This window comes from Chelativorans sp. YIM 93263 (assembly GCF_028767125.1).
GTDB lineage: Bacteria > Pseudomonadota > Alphaproteobacteria > Rhizobiales > Rhizobiaceae > Chelativorans.
The window spans coordinates 236,548-248,673 of sequence record NZ_JAKCWP010000007.1 but is presented as its reverse complement, the minus strand read 5'-3'; the positions used below and the strand labels follow the sequence as shown (position 1 = coordinate 248,673).

Below are 12,126 nucleotides of genomic sequence, written 5' to 3'. Positions count from 1 at the left end.
AAGAAGATGACCGAAAACATCGTCAAGGCGCTCGACGAATAGGGCCGGCCACTCGGAGATTTCACGAAGATGGAGGAAACATAATGGCGCATTGGGTACGTTTTGAACAGGATGGGCAGGTTCAACTCGGGTTGATCGATGGTGAGGAGATTGTCGTGCACGAAGGCGATCTATTCGCTGCGCCCCGACCGTCCGGCAGGCGTTATCCATTGCACGAGGCAAAGCTGCTGCCGCCGTGCCAGCCCTCCAAGATCATCGCGCTGTGGAACAATTTCCATCAGCTTGCGGCTAAGCTCGAGGTCGCCATACCCGCCGAGCCGCTTTATCTGCTCAAAGCGGTCTCCAGCATCGCCGCACCCGGAGCGGACGTCTACCGACCCGCCTCCTATACGGAGCGGGTGGTTTATGAGGGGGAGTTGGGCATCGTCATTGGCTGCGCAACCAGCAATGCTTCGGAGCGGGAAGCCGCGGAAGCAATCTTCGGGTACACCTGCGTCAACGACATCACGGCGGGTGACATCATCAGTCGCGACAAGACCTTCGCCCAATGGGCGCGCGCCAAGAGCTTCGATGGCTTCGGGCCGTTTGGTCCAGCGATCACCACAGGGCTCGACCCGATCAAGCTTCATGTCCGCACGGAGCTCAACGGAGCGGAACGGCAGAATTATCCCCTGAGCGACATGATCTTCCCGCCTGCGCTTCTCGTCAGCCTGCTCTCGCAGGATATGACGCTCCTTCCCGGCGATCTGATCTGTTGCGGCACATCGCTTGGTGGTGGTTCGATGAAGGAGCCGGTCAACACCGTTTCCGTGTCGATAGAGGGCATCGGCACCTTGACGAACCGATTCCTCCAATAGAGTGCCGTGCGTCCAAGTGGGCGCACAAAGCACGCTCCACTTTTGGTTACGCGAATGTCAGATGATTCATCTGACTGCAAAATTGAGGTTGAGCAGAAAAGTGCTGTTATGCATCTACCAGCATCGCCTGCCGCATCATCTCGCCCACCAGATGCGGGCTTTCAGCGATGGTGACACCCGCACTCTCCAATGCCCGTATCTTGCCCTCTGCGTCGTTCGCGAGACCGTCGATGAAGGCGCCGCTGTGCCCCATGCGCCGGCGCACGGGTGCATGGCGGCCGACGACAAGGGCGACCACAGGCATGTCCGGCTTGGTTTTGGCGATGAACTCCGCCAGCTCTTCCTCCTCGGTGCCGCCGATCTCGCCGATGACAATGACGCCATGCGTCTCAGGATCGGCGAGAAACAGCTCGAAACAGGCGCGCATGCTGAGTCCATGAATTGCGTCGCCACCAATGCCGACCGTGGTCGATTGGCCGAGCCCAACGGCACTCACCTGCGCAGTCACCTCGCTCGTCAACGAGGCGGAACGGGACAGAATGCCTATATGGCCCTTTCTCTCACTGCCGGTAGCCATGACACCGATCTTGCACAGACCTGGAGCAAGGATCCCTTGCGAATTGGGACCGACCAAGGTGGTTATACCGCCTCGGAGTGCATCGCTCACGCGGATCATGTCCTGGATGGGGACGCGTTCCGTCAGGGCAACGACCAACGGCATCTCCGCCTCGATGGCTTCGATCATTGCTGCCGCGGCGTTATCGGGCGGCACGAAAACCATGCTGGTGTTCGCCCCGGTCTCGGCTTTCGCCGAGGCAACTGTGTCGAAAACCGGCAGGCTGAGATGCCGGCTGCCGCCGCGGCCAGGCCGCACACCACCAACCACGCTCGTGCCGTACTCGATCATCGCTGCTGAATAATGCGTGCCGGAGCGGCCCGTCACGCCTTGGCAGATCACCGTTGTATCGGCATCGACCAGAATGCTCATCGGGTTTCTCCCATGTCCTGCACGGTAGCGACTGCGCGAGTAACAGCGGACCACATGTCCGGACAGTCGATCACCTTGACCCCGAAATTCTGTAAGCGAAAACGGGCGTATTCGGCATTGTTGCCGGCCAGTCGGACGATGGTCGGACGCTTCAACCCCGTGCGGCGCGTAGCAATACCCAGCCCATCGGCAATCGTGTCGCAGGGCTGCATGCCACCCCCATGAACATTGACCAGGATAGCGCGCACGGCTGGGTTCTCGAGCAGCAGGCTGCAACCATAGGCAATATCAAGGCTATTGGCAGTGGTGCGGATGTCCATGAAATTGGCCGGCCGGCCGTTCGCTGCGCAAATCATATCCAGCGTGGCGAGCCCGAGCCCCGCGCCGTTGGCCACGACGCCGATATTGCCATCCATGCGCACATAGTTGAGCTGTCGGCTCTGGGCGGCGACTTCCACGCCATCGTCTTCCCGTTCGTCGCGCAGGGCCATGAGATCGGGATGACGGAACATCGCATTATCGTCGCTGATGATCTTGGCATCGAGCGCGATGACCGCGCCAGACTTGGTGATGGCAAGCGGATTGAGTTCGATCAGCGTCGCGTCGTTCTCGACAAAGGCTGAAGCCAGCTGTTCGAGCAGGGCGACGAAGGCGGGGATCTGCCGGCTTTCAAGCTCAAGCCGAAGGGCCAGCGCTTCGGCGTCGGCTCTGTCCGGCTTGCCCGAGGCGGCAAGGTGCAATCGCTCAATTGTCGTTTCCGCCGAACGCAGCTTGTCCTCGATCTCTTCGCTGCCCTCGGGTCCTGCGAGAACGGCCATTTCGGCCCTGGCGGTGTCGATGAGAATCGCCAGGTAGAGGCTCCTGTCAACTGTAACCGCCTCCTCCACCAGAACCTGTCGAACGGGATAGCCGACCGGGCCCGTCTGCTCGGTGACAAGCGTCCTGCCGAGCATCGCGCGGGCCGCCGCGCCTGCCTCTTCAGGCGAGGAGACGAGCACGACGCCTTTCGAGCGGCCGCGCCCGCCGGCGGGAACCTGCGCCTTCACCGCAAAGCCTTCAGTGTTCAATTCGAAGGCAATGCGTCGTGCATCATCGGCGGTAAGTGCGATATCTCCCCGCGGCACTGGAATACCGTATCGCGCCAGCAGCATCTTCGACTGGAATTCCTGCAGCTTCATGTTCTGCCTCCTCCCTCGAACTGCCAGCGCTGGAATGGCACACTTGCAGTTGGGATACATAATGCCAACATCCTTTAGGCCTGTCAATCGACTGGCCAGTGAGGGAAGCGGGACCCTCGCCGTGAAAAGGTCTTTCCAGGGAGGGCGCATAAAAAAGCGGCGACATACGAAATGCCGCCGCAGTTCATCGGGGAGGGAAATTTTATTCGGCTGCGATTTTTGCAGGTTCTCCGATTGCACCACTTTCCTGAAGTCTGGCGATCGCCTGATCGTCGAATTGCAGAACTTCGCTCAGGATTTCATACGTGTGCTCGCCTAAAAGCGGTGAGCGCAGTACCTCCGTGGGGCTGTCGGACAACTTGACCGGATTGCCGACGGAGAGATAAGTGCCGCGCACGGGATGCTCAACTTCGACCACGGTGCCCGTGGCGCGCAGCGAGGGATCTTCGGCAAGCTCCTTCATCGACAGGATCGGGCCGCAGGGAATATCCCGGGAATTGAGAATGTCCATCACCTCGAACTTGTTGAGCGTCTGGGTCCATTCCTCGATTCGGGCGAAGATCTCATTGAGTCGAGGCAGCCTTGCTTTGGGCGTGGCATAGTCGGGATCGGTCTTCCAGCCCGGTTCGCCAATAACGTCGCAGATCGCCTCCCATACGGGCGCCTGGGTGATGAAGTAGATGTAGGCGTTGGGATCATCCTCCCAGCCTTTGCATTTCAGGATGCGACCGGGCTGGCCACCGCCGGAGTCATTGCCGGCGCGCGGCACGGAGTCGCCAAACTCCACACCCTCGCCGTACTGGCTGTATTCCTCCAGCGGACCGCGGGCCAGCCGCTGCTGGTCCCGCAGCTTGACGCGACAGAGATTGAGTACGCCATCCTGCATCGCGGCCGAAACTTTCTGGCCGCGCCCCGTCTTCGTGCGCTGGTAAAGTGCCGTCACGATGCCGAGGCACAGGTGCAGGCCGGTACCCGAGTCGCCGATTTGCGCGCCGGTCACCAGTGGCAGCCCATCACGGAAACCGGTGGTGGAGGCCGCGCCGCCGGTGCATTGTGCGACGTTCTCGTAAACCTTGCAGTCCTGATAGGGACCTGGTCCGAACCCCTTGATCGAGGCGACAATCATCGCCGGATTGAGTTCCTGGATGCGTTCCCATGAGAAGCCCATGCGGTCGAGCGCGCCGGGAGCGAAATTTTCCACCATCACGTCGCATCGCTTGATCATCTCTTCCAGAACCGCCTTGCCACTGGGGTCCTTGGTATTCAGCGTGATCGAACGCTTGTTGTGGTTGAGCATGGTGAAGTAAAGGCTGTCGGCGGCGGGAATGTCGCACAACTGGCCGCGCGTGATGTCGCCTGTGCCGGGACGCTCCACCTTGATCACATCGGCGCCAAACCATGCAAGCAACTGTGTGCAGGTCGGGCCCGACTGGACATGGGTGAAATCCAAGATGCGGACACCTTCAAGTGCTTTCATGACTGGCTCCTATTTCTTTCCGACCACGCTTTGCGGGTTGAGATTGCCGATACGGCCGCTTTCCGTGCCGGCCGCAGCATCGATGACAGCGTTCACAAGTGTAGGCTTGCCAGAATCCATCGCTGCGCTGACGGCACGATAAAGTTCGTCGGGGGTCGTGACATTGACGCCTACGCCGCCGAAGGCTTCCATCATCTTGTCGTAACGGGCATCCTTGACGAAGACCGTCGGCGCCACATCCGGGCCACCCGAGGGATTGACGTCTGTGCCGCGATAGATGCCGTTATTGTTAAAGATGACGGTGCAGACTGGCAGGTTGTAGCGGCAGATGGTTTCAATCTCCATGCCGCAGAAACCGAAGGCCGAGTCCCCTTCGACCGCCAGCACGGGCTTGCCGGTTTCAATCGTAGCGGCGATTGCCGAGCCCATGCCGATGCCCATAACGCCCCAGGTGCCGACGTCGAGCCGCTTGCGTGGCTGGTACATGTCGATGATGCCGCGCGCGAGATCAAGCGTGTTGGCGCCTTCATTGACGAGAATGGCATCAGGTCGCTCTTTGATGATTGTGCGCAACGCGCCCAGGGCGCCGTGGAAATCCATCGGCACTGAGTTCTTCTTCAGACGCAGCGCCATTTTGGCGATGTTCTGCTCTTTCTTGGCGCTGATCTGCTCAATCCACTCCGCGGGTGGGGTCGGCCAGTTTTCGCCCAGCCCATCGAGCAACGCTGAAATGCAGGAGCCGATGTCGCCGACCACCGGTGCGGCGATCTCGACATTGGAATCCATTTCCTTGGGCTCTATGTCCACCTGGATGATTTTCTTCGAGCCAGGCTCGCCCCAACTTTTGCCTTTGCCATGCGACAGAAGCCAGTTCAGCCGGGCGCCGACCAGCAAGACGACGTCGGAATCCTTTAGAACGGTCGAGCGCGCAGCCCCTGCCGATTGCGGATGTACGTCAGGCAGCAGGCCCTTGGCCATGCTCATCTGCAGGAAGGGAAGCCCGCTTTTCTCTACGAAGGCGCGGATTTCGTCATCGGCCTGCGCGTAAGCTGCTCCCTTGCCGAAGATGACGAGCGGACGCTTGGCGCCTTTGAGGATATCGAGCGCGCGCGTGACTGAAGAAGGTGACGGAATCTGCGCTGGAGCGGGATCGATCACCTGGACCAGGGATTTTCCGCCGGCTTCCGCTTCCATCACCTGCGGCAATAGCTTCGCCGGCAAGTCCAGGTAAACGCCACCAGGCCGCCCGGATACGGCGGCGCGAATGGCGCGCGCCACGCCGATGCCGATGTCTTCAGCATGCAGAATGCGAAAGGCGGCCTTGCAAAGCGGCTTGGCGATGGCAAGCTGATCCATCTCTTCGTAGTCGCCCTGCTGAAGATCGACGATCTCGCGCTCGGAAGAGCCGGACATCAGGATCATCGGAAAACAGTTGGTGGTGGCGTTGGCGAGCGCGGTGAGGCCGTTCAGAAAGCCAGGCGCTGACACGGTGAGGCAGATGCCGGGCTTTTTGGTTAGAAAGCCTGCGATTCCGGCGGCATATCCTGCATGTTGCTCATGCCGAAAGGAAATGACGCGCATGCCTTCGGCCTGCGCCATACGACCGAGATCCGTGATCGGAATGCCGGGTACGCCATAGATTGTGTTGATGCCGTTGAGCTTGAGCGCGTCGATGACCAGATGAAAACCATCGGTCAGTTCCGGCTGCGCGTTGGTCGTCGGCGACTCGACCTTGGTGACGACTGTCATTTGACGTTTTTCCTCCTCTTGAACCGGTCGTGCGCAGGGCGTCGGAGCGCCGGACAATCCTTAACTGCTGGGTTATCAGGAGGCGTGCCGACGACCGATCACTGTTCCAAAATTTCTGGCATAATAAATACCAAAAGTCAAACGGATCTCCACAGGCGCCGTGCCCCATGGGCTCTGGGCCGGCCACGGCAGATCATTCAAGGGGAATGAGGAACTATGTGGCTGGCCGTGGGGGCCAATGCCATTGTTGTGAACCAAAGTCCTGATGAGATCTTGTGAGCCGGGTCTTGACGCAGATCGCTGCCAGGCGGGTCGGCGCAACGCCTCGAGCAGCCATCGACGAGGACCGCCGTTTTAGTCAGGCGGCGTAACCCGAACTCCCGTACGTGCCCACTTAATGACGTGGAGCGGTCCCGCCGATCGCCGCGGTGATCTCTTCGGCGGCACTGCGCACCAGTGCGCCGTATTCCGCATCGCGCTCCGGCGTGACGCGGAATGCCGGGCCGGAGAGCGAGACACCGGCCACTGCCTCACCGAGTTGGTTGAAGATCGGAGCTGCGATGCAGCGCATGCCCAGCGTGCCTTCCTCATCATCAATGGACCAGCCGCGCGCGCGAATCGTCTCGATCTCGGCGATCAGCGCACTAGGCAACACGATGGTCTTCTTCGTGAAAGCATCGAGGGGGGCTCTCATCAGAAGCGCCTCGATCTGCGGCTGGGGCAGGAAGGCCAGCAATGCCTTGCCAATGCCGGAGGCATGGACCGGCCCGCGCGTGCCCGGACGGAAGAAAGCCCTGATGGGCTCATGGGTCTCCACTTGGCTGACGAAGATCACTTCACCCTGATCAATGATCGCCAGGTTGGCCGTTTCACCGGTCGCCGTCATGATGCGCTGCATGACAGGGCGGCTTTGCTCGACAATGCGTGTGCGGCCGAGAAAGCTGCTGCCGATACGAAAGGCCTCGAGACCGACATGCCAGAGCTGAGCCGGTTCGTCGAATTGCACAATCCCGTGCTTTTCCAGCGTGATCAGGATGCGGTAGGCGGTGGAGGCCGCCTGACCGGAGGCTTGAGCGATTTCCGTCAGTGAAAGACCGTTGGCATCGGCCACGACCTTCAGAACATCCATAGCCCGGTCGAGCGACTGAATCAGCGTATTCTCCGCCGTGTTATGGAAGGAGCGCGGTCTGCCTCGCGCCCGGCCGATCTTCTGCATGACGCCATTCTCCGTATGTGGAAATCACATTCCACCATCAAAACTAAAAACTTTTCCGTAATATGAAAAAATGAAAAACGATGGATATACAGTAGCATGAGAAGTTTCAAATGAAAATGGAAAACTTTTTCAAAAAAATTGCCTTCGCCTGTTACGCCACTTACTCTGCCTTTTATAAAGCCGCCCTAAGCGGTGAGACTTCGGAGACCGCATCATGTCGACCCAGAACCCGATCTTCATTCCGGGTCCCACCAACATCCCGGAGCAGTTGCGGCGCGCGGTGGATTATCCATCAATCGATCACCGCTCGCCGGCCTTCGCCGAAATGTACGAGCCGGCCCTCGAAGGGGTGGGCCGTATTCTGAAATCGAAGGAAGCCGAGATCATCCTGTTTCCGGCCACCGGCACGGGGGCATGGGAGGCGGCGATTACCAACACCCTATCGCCTGGCGACAAGGTGCTGGCAGCCCGCTACGGCATGTTTTCGCACCGCTGGATCGACCTGTGTCAAAGGCATGGCCTCGACGTTCAGGTCATCGAAACGCCTTGGGGCGAAGGCGCACCAGCCGAAGAATTTGAGCGCGTTCTGATGGCGGATACCGGCCATTCCATCAAGGCGCTCCTTGTCTGTCACAACGAGACCGCCACTGGTGTGCGCAGCGACATCGCCGCCGTCCGCCGCGCCATCGATAGGGCTGAACACCCCGCGCTGCTTTTCGTCGATGGGGTCAGTTCCATCGCGTCTATGGATTTCGGCATGGACGATTGGGGCGTCGATATTGCGGTCACCGGCTCGCAGAAGGGTTTCATGCTGCCTCCGGGCCTAGCCATTCTCGGCATCAGCCCGAAAGCGCTTGAAGCGGTCGCCACAGCGAAGTGCGCCCGCTGCTTCTTCGATGTCCGTGACATGATAAAGACGAAAGCCGCCGGTGGTTTCCCCTACACCCCGCCCGTCAATCTCATTCGCGGTCTCAACGTCTCCATCACTATGCTGGAGGAGGAGGGCCTGACCGATGTCTTCAGCCGCCACTACCGGATTGCTGAAGGCGTGCGCAAGGCGGTGGAGGCCTGGAATCTTCGCCTTTGCGCAAAAGAACCGGCGCTCTATTCCGATACGGTCAGCGCGGTGCTTGTTCCGGAAGGTTTTGATGCCACCCGCATCGTCACCCACGCCGCAGAGAAGTACGGTGTAGCTTTCGGTGTCGGGCTAGGCGAGGTGGCCGGCAAGCTGTTCCGCATTGGCCATTTGGGCAGTATGACCGACGTCATGGCGTTATCGGGCATCGCCACGGCGGAAATGGTCATGGCGGATCTTGGCTTGCCGGTCACGCTTGGTTCGGGTGTCGCCGCAGCACAGGAATATTACCGCGTCACGAACGATGAACAGAACGTCGCCATGCGGCGCGCGGCGGCCTGAGGAGGGAGCATGGACATTCCAGCCCCCACGGGTATCCCCACCTATGACGACGTCCAGGCGGCGCATGAGCGCATTGCACCGCATGTTCACCGCACACCGATCCTGACCTCGAGCTATCTCGACAGGCACACGGGCGCCAGCCTGTTCTTCAAGTGCGAGAACTTCCAGAAGGCGGGCGCCTTCAAGGCACGCGGCGCGTCCAACGCCGTCTTCGGCCTGGATGACAAGAAGGCGGTGCGCGGCGTCGCCACCCATTCTTCCGGAAACCACGCCCTGTCTCTCAGCTATGCCGCCGGCAAGCGCGGGATCCCGGTGACGGTGGTCATGCCGAGAACGGCCCCGGAGGCGAAGAAAGACGCCGTGCGCGGTTACGGCGGTAAGATCGTCGAATGCGAACCCAGCACCTCGTCGCGCGAAGCCGTCTTCGCCGAAGTGGTAGCCGAAACGGGAGCCGAGTTCGTGCATCCGTATAACGACCCGCGTGTCATCGCGGGTCAAGCCACTTGCTCTAAGGAGATTGTCGAGGAGTTGGGCGAGCTTGACGCTGTGATCGCTCCCATCGGCGGCGGCGGCATGGTGTCGGGCTGCTGCCTGACCCTCTCCAACATCGCGCCGAAGACGAAGATCTACGCCGCCGAGCCGAAGAACGCCGACGACGCCTATCGCTCCTTCAAGGCTGGTCATATCATCGCCGATGACGCGCCCGACACGGTCGCCGACGGGCTGAAGGTGCCGCTCAAGGATCTTACCTGGCAGTTCGTCTCCAACCATGTGGAGGACATTCTTCTCGCCACCGAGGAGGAGATCGTCGAGGCCATGCGGCTCATCTGGCAGCGCATGAAGATCGTCATAGAGCCGTCCAGCACCGTGCCGCTGGCGACGATCCTGAAGAACAAGGAGCTTTTCGCCGGCAAGCGCGTCGGGGTCATCATCACCGGCGGCAATGTCGATCTGGGCAAGTTGCCCTGGGCCAAGACGTAGTGGAGAAACCGATGACCAAGCATGAAACCATCGCCGGGCATGAGGTCGGCTACGACATCCCTGCGGCGATCGGCATGGACGAAAAGGACATCCAGACGCCCTGCCTGATCCTTGATCTCGACGCGCTGGAGCGTAACATCAAGAAGATGGGCGACTACGCCAGGAAGCATGGCATGCATCACCGCGTCCACGGCAAGATGCACAAGTCCGTCGATGTGGCAAAGCTTCAGGAGAAGCTCGGCGGTGCGGTCGGCGTCTGCTGCCAGAAGGTCTCGGAGGCCGAGGCGTTCGCCCGCGGCGGCATCAAGGACATTCTGGTTTCGAACCAGGTGCGCGACCCGGCGAAGATCGACCGCCTCGCCCGTATGCCCAAATACGGCGCCCGCATCATCGTCTGCGTCGATGACGTGGAAAATGTCGCCGGGCTGTCGGCGGCAGCCGAGCAACACGGAACCACGCTCGAATGCCTAGTCGAGATCGATTGCGGCGCCGGCCGCTGCGGCGTCACCTCGACCGGAGCGGTGGTGGAGATCGCCAAGGCGATTGAGGCAGCACCTGGTCTGAAGTTCACCGGCATCCAAGCCTATCAGGGTGCCATGCAGCATCTCGACTCTTATGAGGACCGCAAGGCCAAGCTGGACGTCGCCATCGCCCAGGTGAAGGAAGCGGTCGAGGCGCTGAAGAAGGAGGGACTCGAGCCGGAGCTGGTTAGCGGCGGCGGCACGGGCAGCTACTATTTCGAGAGCAATTCGGGAGTCTATAACGAATTGCAATGTGGCTCATACGCCTTCATGGATGCCGACTACGGCCGCATCAAGGACAAGAACGGCGTGCGCATCGACCAAGGCGAGTGGGAGAACTCTCTCTTCATTCTCACAAGCGTCATGAGCCATGCCAAACCCGACAAGGCGATCTGCGATGCCGGACTCAAGGCGCAGTCGGTGGATTCCGGCCTGCCCTTTATCTATGACCGCGACGATGTGAAATACATCAAGTGCTCCGACGAACACGGGGTGATCGAGGACTTGAACAGCGTTCTGAAGATCAACGAGAAGCTGTGCCTTGTTCCCGGCCACTGCGATCCGACGTGCAACGTGCACGACTGGTATGTGGGCGTGCGCAACGGCAAGGTGGAATGCCTATGGCCCGTCACCGCGCGCGGCTTGGCCTACTGAGGTTTCTATGCTGATTGTGAGTGAAGAGACCTGCCAAAAGGTCGTCGGCCACAAAAACGCTTTCACCGCCGTCGAAGGCGTTTTCGCCGCCATGGCGCGGGGGGACGCCTACAATTTCCCGGTCGTTCGCGAAGCCATCGGTCATGCCGACGCGCTCTATGGCTTCAAATCAGGCTTCGACCGGGCCGCCGGCGTGCTCGGCCTCAAGGCGGGCGGATATTGGCCGGGCAATGAAAAGCAGGGTCTCACCAACCATCAGTCGACCGTTTTCCTGTTCAATCCCGATACCGGCCAGCCAAGCGCCATGGTGGGCGGCAACTATCTCACGGCCATGCGCACGGCGGCGGCCTCGGCGGTATCGATCCGCTATCTGGCGCGCGAGGATGCTAAGGTGCTGGGGATGGTGGGTGCGGGTTTCCAGTCCGCCTTCCAGATGCGTGCGGCGGCCGCACAGCGCAAGTTCGAGCGCGTCGTCGGCTGGAACCTCCATCCTGAGATGCTGTCGCGTCTGGAGCAGACTGCGGATGAACTCGGCCTGCCCTTTGAGGCGGTCTCGCTCGACCGGCTGGGCGCGGAGGCCGATGTCATTATATCCACCACTTCCAGCTTCGCCCCCATTCTGAAGCGTTCCCAGGTGAAGCCCGGCACGCATCTAGCCTGCATGGGAACCGACACCAAGGGCAAGCAGGAGGTGGAAGCGGAGCTGGTGGCGGCCACGGCTGTCTTTACCGACGAGGTGGCACAGGCCGTGAGCATTGGCGAATGCCAGCATGCTGTCGGCCTGGGCCTGATCGACGAAAGCCGCATCACCCCGATTGGCGCCGTGATCAACAGAGAGCACCCGGGGCGCAGTGCCGCCGACGAGATCACGCTTTTTGATGGCACCGGCGTGGGCTTGCAGGATTTGGCCGTGGCCGCGCTGGCAGCTGCCGCCGTCCAAGCCGAGTAGGCTACTAGGCCACCTCTCATCCCCTATTTCTGGCTTGAGTCAGGCCTCATGGTTTCCAGACAAGGAATCATGGAGCCGGATTGTTTCCTCCCGCGTTAATCCCCGAACGGATGGCAACTCACGTCGTTGTGATGTCGTG

At 60.6% G+C, this 12,126-nt stretch carries 10 protein-coding genes; 5 read left to right on the top strand and 5 right to left on the bottom strand.

Annotated features, from left to right (window positions below; translation table 11 throughout):
* The first annotated feature begins 83 nt into the window (after positions 1-83).
* Positions 84-857 (top strand): fumarylacetoacetate hydrolase family protein, encoded by a 774-nt coding sequence (locus tag LY631_RS15465; RefSeq protein ID WP_274426484.1) that lies wholly within the window; start codon positions 84-86, stop codon positions 855-857.
* A 106-nt stretch (positions 858-963) separates the two neighbouring features.
* Here LY631_RS15465 and LY631_RS15460 read toward each other — a convergent pair whose 3' ends face one another.
* The 5 genes from LY631_RS15460 to bhcR all read right to left on the bottom strand — a co-directional run bounded on the left by LY631_RS15460 (position 964) and on the right by bhcR (position 7,465).
* Complete coding sequence (locus LY631_RS15460) at positions 964-1,845, bottom strand: succinate--CoA ligase subunit alpha (RefSeq protein ID WP_274426483.1); 882 nt, start codon at positions 1,843-1,845, stop codon at positions 964-966.
* Positions 1,842-3,023: an ADP-forming succinate--CoA ligase subunit beta gene (gene sucC / locus LY631_RS15455; protein ID WP_274426482.1), complete on the bottom strand. Its 1,182-nt coding sequence runs from the start codon at positions 3,021-3,023 to the stop codon at positions 1,842-1,844. Before sucC ends, LY631_RS15460 begins: the two co-directional genes overlap by 4 nt.
* A gap of 202 nt (positions 3,024-3,225) precedes the next feature.
* Positions 3,226-4,500, bottom strand: coding sequence for a formyl-CoA transferase (gene frc / locus LY631_RS15450; RefSeq protein ID WP_274426481.1), 1,275 nt, complete (start codon positions 4,498-4,500; stop codon positions 3,226-3,228).
* A 9-nt stretch (positions 4,501-4,509) separates the two neighbouring features.
* A complete protein-coding gene (gene oxc, locus LY631_RS15445; protein WP_274426480.1) occupies positions 4,510-6,249 on the bottom strand; it encodes an oxalyl-CoA decarboxylase in 1,740 nt (579 codons plus the stop codon).
* A gap of 394 nt (positions 6,250-6,643) precedes the next feature.
* A complete protein-coding gene (gene bhcR / locus LY631_RS15440) occupies positions 6,644-7,465 on the bottom strand; it encodes an HTH-type transcriptional regulator BhcR (protein WP_274426479.1) in 822 nt (273 codons plus the stop codon).
* A 214-nt stretch (positions 7,466-7,679) separates the two neighbouring features.
* Here bhcR and bhcA point away from each other — a divergent pair, with 214 nt between their 5' ends.
* From bhcA to bhcD, 4 genes are read left to right on the top strand one after another with little or no spacing between them, the layout of a single operon-like run.
* Positions 7,680-8,882: an L-aspartate--glyoxylate aminotransferase BhcA gene (gene bhcA / locus LY631_RS15435; RefSeq protein WP_274426478.1), complete on the top strand. Its 1,203-nt coding sequence runs from the start codon at positions 7,680-7,682 to the stop codon at positions 8,880-8,882.
* Positions 8,883-8,891: 9 nt separating this feature from the next.
* A complete protein-coding gene (bhcB, locus tag LY631_RS15430) occupies positions 8,892-9,863 on the top strand; it encodes a beta-hydroxyaspartate dehydratase BhcB (RefSeq protein ID WP_274426477.1) in 972 nt (323 codons plus the stop codon).
* Positions 9,864-9,874: 11 nt separating this feature from the next.
* Positions 9,875-11,038, top strand: a complete 1,164-nt coding sequence (gene bhcC / locus LY631_RS15425; RefSeq protein WP_274426476.1) for a 3-hydroxy-D-aspartate aldolase BhcC — start codon at positions 9,875-9,877, stop codon at positions 11,036-11,038.
* A gap of 7 nt (positions 11,039-11,045) precedes the next feature.
* The gene (bhcD, locus tag LY631_RS15420) at positions 11,046-11,987 is read left to right on the top strand and encodes an iminosuccinate reductase BhcD (RefSeq protein ID WP_274426475.1); all 942 of its coding nucleotides are present in this window, start codon (positions 11,046-11,048) and stop codon (positions 11,985-11,987) included.
* Positions 11,988-12,126: the final 139 nt, after the last annotated feature.

Excerpts from the sequence above, each read along its gene's own strand:
- bhcC (WP_274426476.1), top strand. The coding sequence starts at position 9,875 with ATGACCAAGCATGAAACCATCGCCGGGCATGAGGTCGGCTACGACATC.
- bhcB (WP_274426477.1), top strand. The coding sequence starts at position 8,892 with ATGGACATTCCAGCCCCCACGGGTATCCCCACCTATGACGACGTCCAG.
- LY631_RS15460 (WP_274426483.1), bottom strand. The coding sequence starts at position 1,845 with ATGAGCATTCTGGTCGATGCCGATACAACGGTGATCTGCCAAGGCGTG.
- LY631_RS15465 (WP_274426484.1), top strand. The coding sequence starts at position 84 with ATGGCGCATTGGGTACGTTTTGAACAGGATGGGCAGGTTCAACTCGGG.
- bhcA (WP_274426478.1), top strand. The coding sequence starts at position 7,680 with ATGTCGACCCAGAACCCGATCTTCATTCCGGGTCCCACCAACATCCCG.
- frc (WP_274426481.1), bottom strand. The coding sequence starts at position 4,500 with ATGAAAGCACTTGAAGGTGTCCGCATCTTGGATTTCACCCATGTCCAG.
- bhcD (WP_274426475.1), top strand. The coding sequence starts at position 11,046 with ATGCTGATTGTGAGTGAAGAGACCTGCCAAAAGGTCGTCGGCCACAAA.
- bhcR (WP_274426479.1), bottom strand. The coding sequence starts at position 7,465 with ATGCAGAAGATCGGCCGGGCGCGAGGCAGACCGCGCTCCTTCCATAAC.
- oxc (WP_274426480.1), bottom strand. The coding sequence starts at position 6,249 with ATGACAGTCGTCACCAAGGTCGAGTCGCCGACGACCAACGCGCAGCCG.
- sucC (WP_274426482.1), bottom strand. The coding sequence starts at position 3,023 with ATGAAGCTGCAGGAATTCCAGTCGAAGATGCTGCTGGCGCGATACGGT.